Source organism: Lacticaseibacillus mingshuiensis, from assembly GCF_016861785.1.
Taxonomy (GTDB): domain Bacteria; phylum Bacillota; class Bacilli; order Lactobacillales; family Lactobacillaceae; genus Lacticaseibacillus; species Lacticaseibacillus mingshuiensis.
Genome location: NZ_BOLS01000020.1, coordinates 1 through 18,853, shown reverse-complemented (window position 1 = coordinate 18,853; position 18,853 = coordinate 1). Strand labels below are relative to the sequence as shown.

The 18,853-nt window shown below is 55.8% G+C and carries 11 protein-coding genes, 2 tRNA genes and 1 pseudogene; 11 read left to right on the top strand and 3 right to left on the bottom strand.

Translation table 11 applies throughout. From position 1 onward, the window contains the following. Positions 1 to 4: 4 nt before the first annotated feature. The 3 genes from JUE67_RS10995 (at position 5) to JUE67_RS10985 (ending at position 1,489) form a co-directional block, all read left to right on the top strand. Entirely contained in the window at positions 5 to 685 is a 681-nt protein-coding gene (locus JUE67_RS10995; protein ID WP_203628437.1) for an NAD(P)H-dependent oxidoreductase, read from the top strand. After that, on the top strand, positions 682 to 858 hold the full coding sequence (locus JUE67_RS10990) for a hypothetical protein (protein ID WP_203628438.1): 177 nt from the start codon (positions 682 to 684) through the stop codon (positions 856 to 858). The genes JUE67_RS10995 and JUE67_RS10990 overlap by 4 nt, the downstream gene beginning before the upstream one ends. A 106-nt stretch (positions 859 to 964) precedes the next feature. Further along, complete coding sequence (locus JUE67_RS10985; protein ID WP_203628439.1) at positions 965 to 1,489, top strand: DUF308 domain-containing protein; 525 nt, start codon at positions 965 to 967, stop codon at positions 1,487 to 1,489. 487 nt (positions 1,490 to 1,976) lie between these two features. Here JUE67_RS10985 and thiD read toward each other — a convergent pair whose 3' ends face one another. From thiD to JUE67_RS10970, 3 genes are all read right to left on the bottom strand, one after another. Further along, positions 1,977 to 2,807 carry a bifunctional hydroxymethylpyrimidine kinase/phosphomethylpyrimidine kinase gene (gene thiD / locus JUE67_RS10980; protein ID WP_203628440.1) on the bottom strand — a complete coding sequence of 277 codons (831 nt, stop codon included), beginning with the start codon at positions 2,805 to 2,807 and terminating at the stop codon, positions 1,977 to 1,979. Between the two features lie 78 nt (positions 2,808 to 2,885). Further along, on the bottom strand, positions 2,886 to 3,944 hold the full coding sequence (locus JUE67_RS10975; RefSeq protein ID WP_203628441.1) for a hypothetical protein: 1,059 nt from the start codon (positions 3,942 to 3,944) through the stop codon (positions 2,886 to 2,888). Then, positions 3,937 to 4,773, bottom strand: a complete 837-nt coding sequence (locus tag JUE67_RS10970; protein ID WP_203628442.1) for an SbcC family exonuclease — start codon at positions 4,771 to 4,773, stop codon at positions 3,937 to 3,939. Before JUE67_RS10970 ends, JUE67_RS10975 begins: the two co-directional genes overlap by 8 nt. A 238-nt stretch (positions 4,774 to 5,011) precedes the next feature. Between JUE67_RS10970 and JUE67_RS10965 the strand changes: the two genes are divergently transcribed. The 8 genes and pseudogenes from JUE67_RS10965 to JUE67_RS10935 form a co-directional block, all read left to right on the top strand. Then, a complete protein-coding gene (locus JUE67_RS10965; RefSeq protein ID WP_203628443.1) occupies positions 5,012 to 6,190 on the top strand; it encodes an MDR family MFS transporter in 1,179 nt (392 codons plus the stop codon). Positions 6,191 to 6,569: 379 nt separating this feature from the next. Next, a tRNA-Ala gene (locus JUE67_RS10960) sits at positions 6,570 to 6,642 on the top strand. Between the two features lie 23 nt (positions 6,643 to 6,665). After that, positions 6,666 to 6,738, top strand: a tRNA-Ala gene (locus JUE67_RS10955). 139 nt (positions 6,739 to 6,877) lie between these two features. Then, on the top strand, positions 6,878 to 8,836 hold the full coding sequence (gene asnB, locus JUE67_RS10950) for an asparagine synthase (glutamine-hydrolyzing) (protein ID WP_203628444.1): 1,959 nt from the start codon (positions 6,878 to 6,880) through the stop codon (positions 8,834 to 8,836). A 798-nt stretch (positions 8,837 to 9,634) separates the two neighbouring features. Then, a pseudogene (locus JUE67_RS12910) lies at positions 9,635 to 9,691 on the top strand (CbbQ/NirQ/NorQ domain-containing protein); the annotation flags it as partial. A gap of 159 nt (positions 9,692 to 9,850) precedes the next feature. After that, positions 9,851 to 11,461, top strand: a complete 1,611-nt coding sequence (locus JUE67_RS10945) for a glycosyltransferase (protein ID WP_203628445.1) — start codon at positions 9,851 to 9,853, stop codon at positions 11,459 to 11,461. Continuing rightward, a complete protein-coding gene (locus JUE67_RS10940; RefSeq protein ID WP_203628446.1) occupies positions 11,458 to 12,969 on the top strand; it encodes a glycosyltransferase in 1,512 nt (503 codons plus the stop codon). The genes JUE67_RS10945 and JUE67_RS10940 overlap by 4 nt, the downstream gene beginning before the upstream one ends. 86 nt (positions 12,970 to 13,055) lie before the next feature. After that, positions 13,056 to 18,853 (top strand): KxYKxGKxW signal peptide domain-containing protein (locus tag JUE67_RS10935; RefSeq protein WP_203637158.1); only part of this gene is annotated, 5,798 nt, incomplete at its 3' end.

Here is an 18,853-nt window from a genome sequence, read left to right as displayed (position 1 = left end):
CAAAATGAAAACGTTGATCGTGGTCAGTCACCCGACGCTTGACCAGTCTCAGACCCAGCAGTTTCTCAAGGCCAGCGCGGCCACGCTCGCCGATGCGACTTGGCATCATCTCGACACCAGCATGCCGTTCGACGCCTCAAAGGAACAGGCGCTCGTGCGCGCCGCCGACCGCATCATCTTTCAGTTCCCGCTGTATTGGTATGCGGCGCCGGCCAGTCTTTATCAGTGGCTCGACGAAGTATGGGTCCGCTCAGTCGTGTATGATGCGCGCGGCGGCCTGCTCACCGGCAAGAGCCTGGGCCTCGTGGTCAACCTGGGGCAGCCGGCCCGCGGCTATCAAGTGGGCGGGGCGGAAGGGGTCAGCCTCAGCGAGCTGTTTTCCCCGTTTGCCGCGCTGGCGCGCAAAACAGGGCTGCGCATGCTGGCGCCGTTGGTGATCGATCAGTTTTCGTATCAGGATGAGGCTACGCACCAAAAACTGTTGGTGGCCTACCAGCAATATCTCACGCTGGCCCATCCGGCCAAATTGAGTGAGCAGGCCGATTGGTGGCTCGATCAGCTGGCTGACCTGGCTGACCTGGGCGACCAGGCCGAGCTGGTGGGGCAAACGCTGGCGACTCGGCAGGAGACCTTGATGCACTTGCAGGAGACGATCAACGAGCTGAAAGAAGGGGAAGAAGATTGAGCGAAACAGAATGGTTGCTCAGCCAAGCAGAGGCGCTGGCCGCCAATGCGGAGGATTATGAGACGCGCGCCAAATTTGTCGCGCTCAGCGATTTTATTCGCGCCCAGGCGCAGCGCCTCGAGTTGGCCGAGGGCGAGGTGGATGGCCGCACGTGGGACCATTCCCGCTGGTGACAGCCATCCGCCGCTTTTGACTGAGAAAAAATCCCTCTTAGGTCCAATGTACGCCGCCTTCGCCCGTGGTAAAGTAAGCATAAATCATGGAAACGGAGCGAGTGGCATGCAAGTATTGATCGATCATCTAAAACAATGGGCGTGGTTGCGCACCCTTTTAATGGCGCTGTGCGGCGTGTGGTTTGTCCTGGCGCCGGGCACCGTGTATTCGACGGTGAAGTGGCTGATCATCGCGGTCTTGATCGTGATGGCGGTGCCGGCCCTGGCAACTGGCCTGCGCGATCGGCGTAGCGGCATGGGCGACGCCGGATTTGTGCGTGGGGTGTCGCTCCTGATCGCAGCCCTGCTGGTGTGGGTCCTGCTTCGCCCAATTTTGAGCATGATGCCGCTGTTGATCGGCATCGCGCTGATCGCATACGGCTTGGACCGCGTGACCTCCGCCAAACGCAATCAGCGCTACATCAACGTCTCACCGCTACCGCAAATTCTGTATGGCATCCTGGTCTTGCTCGTTGGCATCGTCCTGGTGTTCAATCCATTCCGCAGCGTGCTGTTGATGCTGCAAGTCAGCGGCGTGGTGCTGATCGTGATGAGCGTGCTGGAGCTGATCACCGTGCTGCGCATGAAGTAGGACGGCCGAGGCGGCTGAACAAATTCCTTTATAATAGAAGAAAAGCGATTCTCGCATCAATGATAAACGGCGAGAATCGCTATTTTTGTGCGTCATGGCTGGGGTCAGATGCGTACCAGTCAAATGTAGCCCAATTCAATATGAGATGTGCGGTGCGAGGTGGGAGCAAAACTGTCTGAAGGCGACCGGCTAGTGGCTTGGCGCCGGTCGGGTGGTGCAGACGAAAATTGGGCTCAGCCCTGAAATTATCGTTAGCGGCTGGCCGCTTACGGATAAGGCCGAGCTTGAAGACAGACGCGGCGCCTTTCCGCGGGTGGCTTCAAGTCGTGCCCAGGGCGTTCCAGCCCGATTTTCGCCAAACCATCCGTACCCGCGCCCCGCCACTCGCCGTCGCCGGCCCCAACCGCACAAAAAGTGGCGCCGTTTCCGGAGTACCCGCCGCACAAAAAAGTGGCGCCGTTTCCGGCGCCACACACGTATTTGCGACTTATTCTTCAGTTTGCTTTGGCAAAACGATCGGCACGGCCCAGTGATTGATTGGGCCGAACTTATGCCCAACGGCGATCTCGTTTTGAATCGCGGTGTCGACAAAATGCTTGGCGATGCGAATCGCGTCTTCCACTGCGGTGCCCTTGCCAAGTTCCGCGGTGATGACGGCGCTGAGCGTGTCGCCGGTACCGTTTTTGCGTTCGGTGGCAAAATACGGCCCGGTCAGCCAGAAGTGTTTGCCGTTTTCCAGCAAAATATAATCGCGCACTTCCGTCTGGTCATCGCTGTCATGGCGACCCTTGAGCACGACGCTTTTTGCGCCCATGGCCTGGATCTCCGCTGCGGCCTCTGCAATGTCGGCGTCGGAGTGGAGCTCGCGGCCGACCAGATGCTGGGTCTCATAGAAATTCGGGGTGATGACAGTGGTGAGCGGCAGGAGCACATTTTTCAACGTTGAAAGGGCTTCTTCTTCCATCAGGGTGTTGCCGTGCTTGGTGGAGATCACGGGATCGAGCACCAAGGCACCGAAATCGTACTTCGTGAGGTTCGCGGCCACGGCCTTCATGGTGGCGGCATCGGCCAGCATGCCGGTCTTGGCGGCGCGAATGTGGAGGTCATCGGCGAGCACATCGAATTGCTTATTGATGAAATCGACCGGCATCACCACGCTGTCGAAAATGCCATAGGAGTTGCCAGCCACGGCGGCGGTCAGGATCAAGGTGCCATACGTGCCGCGCATGAAAAAGCTGTGCAGGTCGGCTTGCGCGCCTGCGCTGCCGTCGCTATCGACGCCGGCGATGGTGAGAACTTGTGGAAATTCATTAGCCATAAAACGGATGCCTCCTAAAATGGGATGCGCCTATTATAAGGGCATCCCAAGATTTTTGCACGAAAAGTTCGTGAGGCTTTAATTAAAGGCACGGCGCTGCGGTAAAACGACGCGCAGCCATTCGCCGAAGAACGGATATTGATGCGTGAGCTCCAAGATCTGCACGTCACGTTGCGGGTAGCTCAGGCGAATTTTGCCATGAGCCGCATCAACGTGAACGGCCAGGGTCTGGTGATTTGGCAGCGCCAATTCGTAGCTCCCGGCCGCCTTGCCTTGCCGCATGAGGATGGCGTTGTTGCTGGCGATGACGAACAGCTCATCCAGCGCCGGCACATTTTCATCCGAGCGGGTCGCGGCTTCAAGGGTCAGGGTATGGCCGACCAGCTCGTCTGGAATCGTCGTCGAGGCCCAGGTCAAAATCGTGCCGTCCTGGCTGTCCGTGCCGAGGTCCATCCAATCATGGCCCTGGTCATCCACCACATGGTAGGAGGCGAGGGCGGCGGCGCCGAGATCCAGCGTGAGCTCGATGTCGCCGGCTTGGGTGACGGCTTGCTGCTTGGCGACCGTCTTGGTGTCGTCTTCGCGGGTGGCAAAGGCCAGGCCATCGACCGGCTGGAGCACGGTCTCGTCGACCGTCTTGAAACTGTAATCCGCGGTGTAGAGCGCCTTGGTGATCAGACTCAAGGCGGTCAGTTCGTCGGGTTCAAATGGCTGGCGCTCCGGATCCGTCGCGGTGATCTGAATCAGGGTCGGCAAGTTGACGGCCACCAACCGCGCGTCGTCGGTCAGCGCATCCTGCAGCGTCATCAGCAACGTATTTTTCCCATCGCCGGCCAGGTAGAAGTTCACCGCGCCATGTTCCGGCTGCGGGGCGATCGGATCGAGCCACAGGCGCTTGGCAAAATCGGTGTCGAGGCCATCCAGGTCGGTGAGGGCCTGTGCCAACTTGTCCGCCAGCAGGCTTGTGTAGCTCAAAGTCGCGTTGAGCAGCGCTGGTTCGTTCGCGCCCCAGAGTGGGTCGTTTCGCATCGCGTCCAGCTGCTTGCGATAGCGGGCGGCGATCTTCGTGCGCGCCTCCTTGGCTGTCAGATGAACTGGAATGATCTCTTGTAATAAGTTGTCTTGATAATTAAGCATTGGCCTGTTCCTCCTTCAGTTCAAGTGCGCGCATGAAGTCGTCGCGCAGGCTGGTCAGGATGTTTTCGAACTGGGCCACGGAGCTATAGGTATTCATCACGGCTTGGTATTCATAACGGGTGATCGCAGCGGCGACCTGAATCTGACGCTTTTTGGCATCAAATTCACTGTCAGCTTCCGCCTTGGCCGCATCAAAGCGACTGCGCAGCTTGCTTTGATCAGGCGCGCTGGCCCGCCGCGGGGTCGGGGCCGGCTTGTCATCGTCATCCGGATCGATGAAATTCTTGATCAAGCCGCGGAATGAGCTGGTCGGATTTTGCCGGGTCGGTTGGGCCGGGGCCTCCGCCTCAAGACTTTCCAGCTGGTTGGACAAGGTGTTCACCTCGGCATACACGTGCTTGCGCATCGCTTCCAGCTGCAGATCCAGATAATGATCCGGATCCTCGGAAAATGCTTCGAGCTGCGGCAAGATCGTGCGCTGACTTTCTGTGACCTGGTCGATGGACCGGGTGAACACATTCAGCCGGCCAAACTCGCGCCGGTGGAACCAGTCCCCGAAAAAGACTTGCCCATTATCGGCCACTTCGAAAAATGGAATGTGGCCGCGCAAAAACTTGATCAGGTCCGCCTGCAGAAAATCATGCAGTTCGTTTTCGCCGGTTTTGTCATACGCCAAAATGTAGCCCGGGGTCTCGGCCAGCTCGAGCCGCAAATTTTCGGCGGTTGTATCGATGCCCTTGTATAAGCGATAAGTGGACCGTTTATCCCACGCATCACTAAAGTCATTAAAGAACTGTTTTTGGTAGGTCAAACTTGATTGAATCGTCATGGCATTTCCTCTCACATTCTTCACTATTAGTTTTAGTGTACCGCAAGGCCGAGGGTTTAGAAACGCCTCGTGCCAGGATTTTAGAAGATTCCTTCTATAATTATGCGTATTGGCAACCGCTTTCGTGAGCAGGCGATGAAAAACGCGCCGAAGTCGATGAGAAATTGCCCATCTCACCGGACAACTACGAGGCCCTTCGGTACAATGAACACGTCACATTTTTTTCGAGGAGGTCCGCGTGGTGCGCAGGCAAACACTTCATCTCAACTGGCTGTTTCTGGGGTCGCTGATCACCAATACCGGCATCAGTTTCATCTGGCCATTAACGACGATCTACATGCATGAATACCTGCACGAAAGCCTGACCGTTTCGGCGGCGGTGCTGTTTTGCAATTCATTGGCGATGATGATCGGCAATTATGTCGGTGGCCGCTTATTCGACCGGTGGAAGCCGTACCCGACGATCTTGATGGGCATCGGGCTTGCGGCGCTCACATCCGGTTGCCTGATCGTGTGGCATGGTTGGCCCGCGTATCCGCTGTTTCTGGTGGCGATGGGCTTTGGCAATGGCATCGTCATCACGTCGGTCAACTCTTACGCGACCCTTGCGACCAGCCGGCGTCCGAGCTTTGTCTTCAACGTGCTCTACTTCACCTCGAACTTAGGCCTGGTGATCGGGACCCTGATCGTCGGCTTCGTCTTGCCCCATGGCATCTCATACATCTTCGCCTTGGCCTGCCTGCTGTTCAGCCTGTTCTTCGTGGTCGCCCTTCTGCACTTCAATGTAGAAAAACCGGCCCGGGTCAAGGCAGCAGCCGCGGCTGGGGCCCCGGAAGTTGCACCGTATCGGCTGAATGTGGCGTTATTACTGACGGTCCTGTTCATCACCTGGATCGCCTATGAGCAGTGGCAAAGCAACATCTCGGCGTTCATGCTGACACCGCAGATCGGGTTGACCGTACGCGACTACAGTTTCCTGTGGACCGTTAATGCGAGCCTGATCGTTTTGGGCCAGCCGATCTTGACGGCCTTTGACGATTGGCTGCTACGCCACATTCGCTTGCGCCTGACCGCGGGCTTCACGCTGTTTGCCAGTTCGTTCCTGGTGCTGATCGTCGCCACTCATTATTGGCAATTTATTTTGGCGATCAGTATCCTGACGATCGGCGAGATCTTGGCGCTACCCGCAGTGTCGACTTATGTGGATCTGTATTCCCCACGTAACCAAAAAGGTCGTTACCAGGGCTTCGTGCAGATGTTTGCGTCGGCCGGACGCGCAGTGGGGCCGCTGATCGGCGCACTTTTGATCGAGGCCCTGAGCTATCACGTTCTGTTCTTCATGCTCTTTGTGGCACTGCTCACAGCGGTCTTGATCTTCACCTTGCGCGCGGCCGCGGTTCATCTTCCGACAAAATAGCTTATGTAATTCATAAATAAAATGCTATATGTTCACAAAATCTTCATATCTTATGGGTATCATTAGAATCGAAATGAGCCCCCCCAACTCATTTCACCCCCATATCCAACTCTTTCATTTTACTCCTCCAGTACGACCAGATATCCGACCACCCACCGGATATCACCCGACGTCAGAAGCCGCCAGAGACAAATGGCGGCTTTTTTGGTGGCCTTGAAACTGCGGTGCGGGCGGAGGGCGGGGGCAATTTGGGATGACCTCTCGTGACGGTATCACGGCAGGGGAACGGGCAGCGCCTCGTTCCGCCCGCCTTTTTGCCGATTATGCAAATAGTCCTTTACAGCGCCGCGGTTTCTCGATACAATGTTACTTGTGTTTTGGGTCCGTAGCTCAGTTGGGAGAGCGCTGCCTTCGCATGGCAGAGGTCGTGAGTTCGAATCTCATCGGATCCATTTTCATCAACAATCAACCTTTCGGGTCCTTAGCTCAGTTGGGAGAGCGCCTGCATGGCATGCAGGAGGTCGACGGTTCAAGTCCGTTAGGATCCAGATCGTGGCATCGCGCTGGCGGTGCTTTTTTTATTTTTCGGAAAATTCGTGGGTGTAAGCGTGTGCCTTCTTGACACGCAATGCCTGTTTCATTAGGCTTTACCATAGCTTGGACTGGATGCTTAAGGAGGCAAAAAACATGTGTGGCATTATCACATTTAACGACCCGACCGTGCTGGACAAAAAAGGGACGATCAATGCGATGATGGAAATGATCCGTCATCGCGGCCCAAATGTGCAGGGCGGCGGGGAATATATCAATTCAGAGCTCGCGATGGGCTTTTGCCGCCTGAGTATCATCGATCTAAAAGGCGGGGCACAACCGCTTTATAATGAAGACAATTCTGTGGTGATCACGTTCAATGGTGAGATCTACAACTATCAAAGTCTGCGTGAAGAGTTGCTCGCAAAGGGGCACGTGTTCCGCACGAAGGCCGACACAGAAGTTTTGCTGCATGGGTATGAGGAATGGGGCATGGCCGGCACGCTCAGCCGCGTGCGCGGGATGTTCGCCTACCTGTTGTGGGACGAAAACAAGAAGACGTTGTTTGGCGCCCGCGACTTTTTCGGCATCAAGCCACTTTACTATTATCATGAGGGCCAGACCTTCATCGTTGGCTCCGAGATCAAGGCGTTTTTGAAGCATCCGAATTTCAAGAAGGAACTCAATACGGAAGCGGTCAAGCCGTATCTGATGAACCAGTACAACGATATGAACGAGACCTTCTTCAAGGGTGTGTACAAGTTTCCGGCTGGTCACTGGTTTGAGTTCCACGACAACGAGATGCAGGTCCACGAATATTGGGATGCCAAGTACGACATTGATCAAAGGCGCGATGAAGACGCGACGGTTGAGGCGATCGATAAAACGGTCGTCGATTCGGTCCATCTGCACAACATTGCCGATGTGCCAGTGGGCAGTTTTCTGTCTGAAGGGGTGGATTCCTCTTACGTGACCTCGGTGCTCAAGCCAAAAGAAGTCTTCAGTGTCAATTTCGACAATGGGCCGTTCAACGAGGCGAGTGTGGCCAAGGAGCTGGCCGATGACAACGGGCTGAACTTCAACGAGATCACGGTCACCGGCGATGACGCCTTCCGCGACTTCGCCGAGATGCAATATCACATGGACGAACCGGATGGCAATCCGTCGGTCATTCCGTTGTGGTATCTGTGCCAACTCGCCCGGCGCAAGGTCACGGTGGTGCTGTCCGGGGAAGGCGCCGACGAGCTGTTCGCCGGCTACGTCAACTACGGCATGCATACGAAAAAAATGGTGGTGAAGGTCTTCGCGAGCGGCTTGCGCAAACTGCCGCGGGGAATTCGCCATTCGCTGGGGCGCGGAATCAAAAAACTGCCGGCGTTTCCTGGGAAGGTCCATCTGTACACCTGGACGGCTGCCCCATCTGAGTATTATGTCGGCGAGTCTGTGATCTATGATCCGGACCAGCCAACGATTTTCACCTCAGATCAGGCCAATGGCATTCTGCAGGCTAAGTACCAAAATGACCACACCGTGCATCAGATGTACCAGGCCGATTTTGCCAAGGTCCAGGATGCGGAGCCGGTCAAGCAGATGCAATACATTGATCTGCATCACTTCATGCTCAACGATATTTTGCAGAAGGCCGACAAGATCTCGATGGCGCACTCGCTGGAGCTGCGCGTGCCGTTCCTCGACCGCGATGTCGCCGAGCTGGCTAACAGTATTCCAAGCAAGATGCTGCTGAACACGAAGGACACCAAGTATGCCTTCCGCAAAGCCGCGGGCAAGCATCTGCCAGCCGACTGGGCCAACCGTCCGAAGCTCGGCTTCCCGGTGCCGGTGAAGACGTGGCTGCGCGAGGCCGACTACTGCGACCAAGTCCGCGCGCTGTTTGAGGAAGACTGGGTCGCCGACTTGTTCGATCAGAAGCAGTTGGTCCAGCTTTTGCAGGACAATTTTGATGAAAAGGTCGATGCGCGCCGCCAGATCTGGACTGTGTACACCTTCCTGACCTGGTACAAGCTCTACTTCATTGACTGGGCCAACACGCTCGCAAAATATGAGCATGTTCAACCGGATGTGAAGGCGCTGATGGATAGCGGCAAGCTGATCTGACAAACCGAATACCTGAATGAAAAAGCCACGTGCTGATGTGCGCCCGCTTCGATCTTGAGGATCGAAGCGGGCGGGATGTCGGCGCGTGGCTTTTTTGGTTGTACTGTGGTGGCAAAGGACTCATGGTCAGGAAAAAATCATTTGAGTATAATCGCAGCGAACTGCCGACGGTCAAAATATTGGAAAATAAATTTACGAAATGAAGGATTTCCTTGGCGCTTCCACCCGCAAACGATACCTCATGTGATCAGTGGGAGAGACCTAGTTATCATTGAAATAAGGCTTCTTCAAGGAATCCTCGTGATTTGTGAGCGATAGCACTGATACAATGGCTGATTTGCACATTTTTAAGGGCGTCAAGAATGCAAAAGTGGGAGCGGGGGATTACATGCTATTCGCTTAGATCTTGATCTGGTTCAACCTCATTTGCCAAGGATAGCTGGGATCAACAGCTCGTGAAAACGCAAAAAGCGACTAGTAACTCTCTCACATATGGTATTTATTTCGCGCCGGCCATTGTCTTTGTCTGAGCAGTTCCACGTTCAGTATCGCCCGGCCTGAGTATGGCGACCCACCTCCTGGCAATAACTGACATCATTGGTCGATCGCCGTGCGGTCAGGGGCTGGACGATGGCGATTTCTGATTTCATCTTTTGTAAAATCCGCTTGTGGAATCTGGCGCGACTGGACAGAAGTGTATGAAATTAACGCGACGCAACGACTTGATATTGGGACGCGTGGTGTTATGGAAAGGCCGCTGGACCGGCGCTGAGAGAAGGTGTGATATGGCGTTAACAAAAAGTAAGCACGCGGCTGCTAGTTTACCTAGCCACTCTCATTAATGCCTTTTGTTAACCACACAATCTATTTCGTTCCACCCCACAATATTTCTTTTATTTTGTACATAATATATAATGTGTACAATCTTGAGACAAAGTCGACAGCGGGCGTGAACCTTCTGTCGAGTCGGCAACACAGGGTTTCCGGGATAAGCCGGTGAAAGGGTGGTTCACGATGAACTTTTTCGTCAATGCGTCAATGCAGGCACAGAAATCAGGCATCGAGCATGCGCAATTGAAGCGATTTGAGCTGTTCAATGCAAATGGGGAAGCGTCACGCATCGTGATTCGCGACTGGGACCCTAACCTGCATCTCAACACCCGCGCGGCCGGCATCCCGGATCGCCAGCTCATTAGCATGTTTGATTATTTTCAGGATGCAGAGCAGGTAGAGGATCATCCGATACGGCTCGATGACCTAGATCTGGGTGTGCTGAACACCCACACACAACCCGAGCCCGAAAACAGCCGCACGCTGATCGTCGCGGCGACTGGTCAGCTGGTCGCACGTGTGAATTTGTTGCCGGACATGCAGACGGTGCGCTCGACTGAATTGTTCGATGGCTACAACAATCTTTATCTCGTTGAACATTATGACAGCCGTGGGTTTGTCAGCCTCCAGCAGTGGTACACACCGGACAATAAGATCGGTACCGAGATCTGGTTGACGCCGGCGGGTAAGCCTGTGCTTGAGAGCTTTAATCGAGATGACGTCCGGGGCAACCGCCAGAAATCCGGTTGGCGCCTGACGGACCGTGATCGCACAATCTGGGAATTTGACACGATCGAAGAGCTGACTAAGCACTTTCTTGATGACCTGAACCGCGATTTTTGGTCACTGGAAAAACCGAATGTGTTTGTCCTCGACCGTTCGCACCTGGCCGAATGGGGCTTGCTGTATCTTGATCAGCCGGCCTACACCGTGATGCACATGCATAACGCACAGACAGGCAATGCGCAGGATCCGTTTGACCACGTGCTGAATAACAATTACGAATTCGCGTTGAACGCACTGGACCGCTATGATGCCGTCGTTTCCGCCACGCATAAGCAGACCCGGGACATTGTGCGCCGATTCAAACCGCGAGCCAAGCCATTCACCATTCCGGTCGGCGTGGTGCCGAATCGTCTCCTGAACGCCGAGCGCACTCCAGTCGCACAGCGCCAGTTCGGGAAGATCGTCGCGTTTGCCCGCATTGCCCATGAAAAACATCTGGATGATCTGGTCCGCGCAGTCGCGATCGTCCACAAGGGATTTCCACAAGTCACGCTGGATCTATACGGTTATCCAGATCCGTCCGATAACTATGCGGCTCGCCGGGCCATCGAAGAGGTGGTCAAGGCGGCGCACCTCGAAGATGTTGTCACGCTGAAGGGTTATACGAATGACATCGACCAGGTCGAAAATAGCGCCATGATGTTTGGCGTTACCTCCCGGATGGAAGGATTCAACTTGGCCGTCATGGAAGCCATCGCGCACGGGTTGATTGCCTTTTCCTACGATGTCAATTACGGGCCGAACGAAATTGTTGAGGATGGCGTTAACGGGAATGTCGTGCCGTTCAACGATTACGAGGCAATGGCGGCCGCGATGCTCAAGGTCCTGCGTGATCCCGCGCTTGCCCAGCAATATTCGACGGGCGCTTATGATTCCGCGGCACGTTATTCCGAGCAAAATGTGTGGACCGCTTGGCAGAAATTATTGCAGGATGCCGACGCGCAGTGGCCGGTGAAACTGGCCGCCAACCGCTACCTGACCCAACCAGATGAGGAGGGCGTACGATGAACTATTTTGTCAGTGAAAACATTTTTACTTTTAATTCCGGCACCGAGCACGCTCAGGCCCGTCGCGTGAAATTGTTTGCGGCGCTTTCCGGCGAGGCGCAGGGCGTCTATGTGACTCGCAACTACAACCGCTTTTTGGCCCGCGATCGCGAGGCGGTGGGGCTGACTGCTCAGCAGAGCCTAAATATGTATGATTTTTTCCAAAACACGCAGGATGTGCCGCGGGTCGAGGCGCCGCTTCGCGAGCTGAAAGAGCTGCCGCTGGATCACTATAAAATCGATGCAGAAGGACCAAATTCGTCTACATTGAGCCATGCTGGCCGCGAGATCGCGAACATCGCCGTGATGCCGGCAACGGTGGGGCTGGTCAATACGATCACCTACCAGGATCGCTTCGGCTCACTCGTCGCGCGCGATAACTATGACTGGCGCGGATTCAAGTCTTCGGTCGACTATTTTCACCCGACTGGCGATCTGGCGCGCACTGTGTACCTGAACCTCGAAGGCCAGCCGGTGCTTGAAACAGTCCACATGAATATCGATGGGCAACTTCGGCCAACCATGTGGAAGTTGCTCAATTATAAAGGAAAGAATTATCGCTTCAATTATGAAGACCAGCTCTTCCTGTTTTTCCTCAATGAAGTGCTTGCGGCGGCGCCAGGGTCTCGGCTGATCTCCGACCGCCGCACGCTGGATGCCGCAGTCGGGCAGGCGCAGGGGGCAAGTGAGAAATGGGCCTACCTGCATGATGTCCACGAGGCGCATGGTGAGCTGCTTCCGGCCTATGCGGAAGTGTTGCGCGATCACCCGGAGAACTTCACCGGGGTGTTCGTGGCGACTGCGGCTCAGCAAGCGGACCTCGCGAAAAAGCATCCGGCAGTGCATGCGGTGATCGCACCGGATACGTTTGTGGAGGCAGACGCTGAGGTGGCTGGGACGACTGCCCACATTCCTGGCCGCATCGTCATGATCGGGCGGCTGGCACCGGAAAAGCGGCCAGACCAAGCGCTACGAATTTTCGCCACGGTCAAGAAACGGGTGCCAACTGCGACGCTGGAGCTGCGCGGTTACGCAAGTTCTGAGGAATACATGCAAACGTTGAAGGCCATCGTCGAAAAAGAAGGCCTTGGCGACAGCGTGATCTTCAGCCCATATGCGACGGGGGAAGAACTGGCAAGGTCTTACGCGCAGGCACAGGTCATCCTCAGCACCTCCGAACACGAGGGGCTGGGGATGCACCTGGTCGATGCGTTGGGGTACGGCCTACCAATCGTCGAGTATGGCGTGACATACGGCGGCCCCGAAGTCGTCAAGCAGGGTGAAAATGGGTGGCTGGTCCCGGACGGCAATCGGAAGCAGATGACAGACAAACTAGTCGGATTACTGACGGATTCCGCTGAGTGGCAAAAGATGCACGACGCTGCCCTGAACCAAGCGGCCCACTTTACTCGTGAAGCCGCGGCGCGTGGGTGGCAAGAGGCGCTCCGGGCGGCTGTTGCGGTTCAATAGGAATTGTTTTCGGACAGGAAAGGGGGTGATGCTTCCCGGACCGCCGGGGACTTTTCATTGAGTAAAACTAATGAGGTGATATTTTTATGATGAAATTGATCAATGCAAAACGGAAGCAAGGTGCCAAGAACACGCGCTTCCGGATGTATAAATCAGGTAAGAACTGGATCTTTGCATCTGCGTTCGTGATCGCGCTTGGGCTCGGCCTCGGCGCCACGTCCGCGCAAGCGCAAAATGTTTTCGCCGATGATTCTGTCGCCGTCGTGGCTTCTGCCCAGGCAGCGAGTGATCCAACGACCCAGCCGGCCGCGGTGACCGCAGCAACGTCTAGCGCCAGCACCGCAGCAAGCTCTGCGACTCTGGCCGCCAGTTACGCGACTGTGGCCAATTCGTCGGCTGCGACCAGTGTGGCGGCGGTGGCATCAAACGCGGCCAGCCAAGCCGCGACCCAAGTGACCCTGGCAAAGCAGTACTCGAGCTTGGCCGACCTTTACACGACGCAAAATAATACGGCGTCTGCCGCGGCAGCGTCCGCTAGCGCCCAGGCCGCCGCAACGGCCGCCTCAAGCGCCGCAGTTGTGGCATCAAATGCGGCGAATACAACGGCATCTTATGTTGCCACGGCGAATGTAAAATTGGCAGGGAGCGCTGCATCCTCTGCAGCGGCCCAGGCAATCGCCGCGCGTAATAGCGCGACGGCCGCCGCCACAGCAGCAGCAAATGCGTACACAGCGACTCAGTATGACAGCGGTAGTGCTGTCACGGGCCTGTACGTGACTGCGTCGACTGCCGCTGTGGCAGCCAATTCCGCCGCGAGTGCTGCTGAGAGCAGTGCCGCTGTCGCTTCATCTGCATATTTATCCGCCAACAGTGCTGCCACTGCTGGTGATTTCACGACCGCAAATAGCGCCGCCGCAACTGCCACGACCATCGCCGGTGGGGCGGGGAGCAGTGCGCTTTTGGCTTCTTCGGCGGCATCGACGGCTTCTTCTGCTGCCAGTGCCGGCAGTTCTGTTGCAATCTCCAACGCGCAGTCTTCAGCCAAGAGCAGTGCCTCTTTGGCAACGAGCGCGTGGAATTCTGCAAATTCGGCTGCAACCGGTTCTGTTGCGGCGAACCCAACTTCTCAGGCAAAACCATTTGCTTCGACTGCCTTATCATACGCAACGCAGGTTTCCACTGCTGCTTCACTGGCGTCCAGTGCCGCAAACACGGCGTTAAAGAGTACGGCTGATGCGACTAGTACCTCCTCGGCTGTCTATACAACACCGCTCCAGCAAGCCAAGTCATTGGCAATTGTGGCGAGTTCTGCCGCACAGGTTGCTGCTTCTTATGCCGCTTTGACGAGTAGCTCTGTGAGCATGGCGATTGCGTACAGTCCTTCTCTGTCGAATACCCAAACTGGGACGAGTTCAGGGGCGGTAGTCCTAACCGCTAGCGCAAATGCTATTTCGCTTGGAAGCAGTGTCTCATTGAGTGCGACATATCCCAGTGACATAAAGCCGCAGTTCGCTTGGTATCTTTCAACTGATGGCAAAACATGGGTTAACCTGAATACTAACGCTTCGAGTTACACCCTCGCACCGACTGTCTCGGGGACGTATTATTTACAGATGACGTATACAAATAGCGGTGTTCTGGGCTTCGGTAGTTATACTTCAGCATCGAATACAATCACTATTGTTGTAACAAATCCGCAGGGCTCATACACGACACAAGCCAGCGCCGCATTCAGTGGCGCCTCAAGTGCAGCGGCTATTGCTTCAACCGCTTCATCTGCGGCATCCAGTGCGATCAGTGCTATGAATGCCAATGCTGATCTGACCGGCACGACTGCTTCTTACAACGCGAGTCTGGCAAATTCGGCGCAAGTCGTTGCTACAAGCGCTGCGTCCACCGCTAGTTCCGCAGCTGCTGCAGCGTCAGCGGCCAGCATTAATGCCTCGAGTGCGCAGGCCGCCGGAAACTACTCAGCAGCCTCTAGCTATGCATCAACAGCCATTGCTCAGAATTCGACCGCAAGCTCAGCTGCAGTTGTTGCCTCTAGTGCTGGTGCTGCAGTCGTGTCATACGCTCAGACCGCAATTCTTGAAGCAGCGAAAGCAACAGACGCGACAAATAATGCCTATCTGAGCTCAAGCTATGCGTCTGTTGCCGCTGTAAATGCATCACAAGCTGCCTCGTATGCTTCATCAGCTGCTGCGAATGCTGCAGCGGTCAGCAATGCGTTTGTTCAGATGAGTAGTGCCTTTACGAGTGGTGCGGTTGCGGCAAGTTCTGCCGTTAGCGCTGCCGCCAGCACCGCCAGCGCAGCGGCAATAGCCGCGAGCACGGCAGCTAGTTTGGCAGCATCGACCACCGATTATCAATCCGCAGCGGTAGATGCCCAGACGGCGGCCACCAACATCTCTCTAGCTTCAAGTGCCGCGGTTGCCGCATCGATTGCTGCAAGCACAGCCTTTGCACAGATTGCTAACGCCCAAAGCAGTGCATTTGCAAGTCAGGCATCGAGTGCAGTTGCCACCACCAGTGCTTCAAATTCGATGGCAAGTTCTGCTGCCTCGATGGCGAACAGTGCGGCAGGTAATGCAGGTCTCTTTGGGTGGAACAATACAAGTGCTGGTGCTAGTTATGTGACGCAAGCAAATAACTATGCGACACAGACAAGTTACTTTGTGACGCAGGCTAAGTCAGCTGCCGCAGTAGAATCTGCTGCGGGCTCTTCAGCGACTTCAGCGGCCGCTGCGCAAGATTACATTGCTGCTTCGTCATATGCGTCTGCGGCGAGCTCTGCAGCCGCAGTTGTGATGAGCAATGCGTCTTCTGCGAGTTCGGCAGCTAAGGCAGGCTCAACGGCGGCCTCCAATGCCTTTGGCTTTTCTATAAACACCACTGAACAGGATGACCGTCCGTCAGACCCTTCATCTAGCTTACTGGGAATCTATTTCAATACCGGTAATGTAATCAATCCAATGAATGCGACCACGGTTGTTGGTACCAAAGTTACGATGACGGCAGAGCTGATGACGGCCGGCGGGAGCGTCACAAACGTTACTCCTGGGTGGGTTGTTTATTCCGCTCAGACTGGCGGGTGGATAGACGCAAACTCGGCTGCGGCGAAGGGGTATATTTCCAACCTAACTATTACTTCATCGGCTGTTGCCGGCCTGTTGGGGACTAGCAAAGGAAATTACACGACGATCTCTTTCACTAGCAACACGGCTGGAGCTGTTATGGTGCAGGCCAATTATTATACTGGTCTTGCGGCTTTGGCCGGCATTCCATCTGGCCGTTCAGGCATCGCCACTGCCAGTTTCTATGACACGGCAGTCGCCGCCACCGGACTATCGCTCTCAGGCCCGACATATGTCTACACGGGTAATACGATCACATTGACCGCGACGCCAAATCCCGCCAATGCCACCGGCGCAATTACTTGGGCGTCGGATAAGTCATCAGTGGCCAGCGTGGACAGCACGGGTATGGTAACCGGCTTAACGAGTGGTACTGCGACAATCACCGCAACGATCACGAATGCGGACGGCAGCAAAGTTACTGCCTCACAGGTTATTACGGTCGGCAATGGGCTAGATGATCAGACGGTTGTCCAAGGTTCAACTGCAACGTTCACGCCAGAAGGGCTGGATAATCTTCTTTCTGGATTGGGAACTACAACGCCTTCGTACCAGTGGTATACGACTTCTTCTGCGACCGCCCCAGCTGCCAATGCTACCAAGGTTGCGGGAGCGACATCCTCAACTCTGACAATCTCTAACGCACCTGGCACAAATCAGGGCTATTACTTCCTTACAGTAACGGTTGGTACGCAGACTACGACAATCGGCCCTGCCTATTTAACTGTAGTGGTCACTTCTGCAATTACCGCCAGTTCAGCTGCTTCAGTTGCCTCGGCTGCCGCAAGTGCCGCTGATCAGTTCAGCAGCATTGCGACTTCCACAGCAAGTGCAGCCAGCAGTTATGCCAATATGGGCAGCGCTGCAAGCTCGGCAGTCGGCGTTGTCAATTCTGCTGCGGCGACAGCAGCGAACGCTGACTCGACTTCTTCTAGTGCAGCGGCCGTTGCATCAACGGCTGCATCTCAGGCTTCTTCTGCAGTCGCGGCTGGAAATTATACTTCGGCTGCCTCTTATGCTTCGACAGCCTCCAGCGCGGCTGTCGTGGCCGTTTCTGTACAATCTGTCGCGCAATCCGCGGCCTCAGTTGCGCAAAGCGCAGCGGTACAGGCTTCGGATGCAGCGGCGGATTATTTGACGAGCTCTGCCGCAGCCAGCTCCGCTTCGGCTGCTTCTCAGGCTGCCGATACAGCTGCCAGTGCGGCCTCTAAGGCGTCGAGTGCCGCTAACACCGCTTCAAACGCGGCATCGACAGACTCAAATAATCCAATTGTTAGCTCCGCCTCGTCGGTCGCCGACTCTGCCAACGCAATCGCCTCGAGTGCGGCTTCTGTTGCATCAAGTGCAGCATCCGTCGCATCGACAGCCGCAACAGAAGGGGATGCAAGTGCGGCCAGTTCCGCAGCAGTTGTCGCGATTTCCGCAGCAAGCACCGCCACATCAGCTGCTTCGACAGCTACCTCAGCCGCCTCAGTAGCGACATCAGCGGCGAAAAAGGATGCAGATCAGGCGGCAGCAGACAGCTATGCTTCGGTAGCGAGCTCCGCGGCCTCCGTCGCCAGTGATGCCAATTTAACCGCCTCTAGCGCAAACACGGTCGCATCGAGCGCCGCCGTTGCTGATCCGGATAGCCCAGTCGTATCCACTGCGGTTTCAGTTGCGAGTTCTGCGGCGTCCGTCGCTTCCAGTGCCGAATCACTGGCATCAAGTGCTGCATCAGCAGCCTTAAGCGCAGCAACCGTAGGCGATAGCGACGCTGCTAGTGTAGCGGCATCAATCGCAGTTTCAGCGGCGAGCGTCGCGAGTTCTGCGGCTGATGAAGCAAACTCAGCAGCCTCATCAGCCTCTTCCGCAGCTAAAAAAGATGCAGATCAATCTGCAGCGGACAGCTTCGCGGCAGTTGCGAGTTCTGCGGCTTCTTCAGCAAGCGACGCTAATTTGACTGCATCGAGTGCAGATACCGTTGCCTCTAGCGCGGTCGCTGCATATCCAGACAATGAGGCAGTCTCAAGCGCCGCCTCTGTTGCAAATTCCGCTACTTCAGTAGCTTCAAGTGCCGCATCTGTTGCTATGAGCGCCGCCTCGGAAGCTTCAAGCGCAGCCACCGAAGGAGATTGGGAGACCGCAAGTTCGGCTGCCTCTGTCGCAATCTCCGCAGCGGATGTCGCAAGCTCAGCGGCCTCTGATGCTTCAAGCGCCGCAGATAGTCTGGCTTCCTCGGCAGCCTCCAGCGCCGCCAGTTCCGCAGCTGACAGTTATGCTTCCGAAGCAAGTTCTTCCGCCTCTGAAGCGAGTGAGTCCAACTCGACTGCGTCGAGTGCCGAAAGTGTGGCCTCGAGTGCAGCATCCGAGTATCCGGATGATCCAACTGTCTCGAGTGCGGCTTCTACAGCAAGCTCCGCAGCGTCTGATGCCTCAACAGCCGAATCAATTGCCTCCAGTGCTGCTTCGGTAGCCTCGAGTGCAGCAAGTGAAGGTGATGAAGAGACTGCAAGTTCCGCGGCTTCTGTCGCAAGCTCAGCCGCCAGTGAGGCGAGCTCCGCAGCGGATGTCGCAAGCTCAGCGGCCTCTGATGCTTCAAGCGCCGCAGATAGTCTGGCTTCCTCAGCAGCCTCCAGCGCCGCAAGCTCCGCAGCTGACAGTTATGCTTCCGAAGCAAGTTCTTCCGCCTCTGAAGCGAGTGAGTCCAACTCGACTGCGTCGAGTGCCGAAAGTGTGGCCTCGAGTGCAGCATCCGAGTATCCGGATGA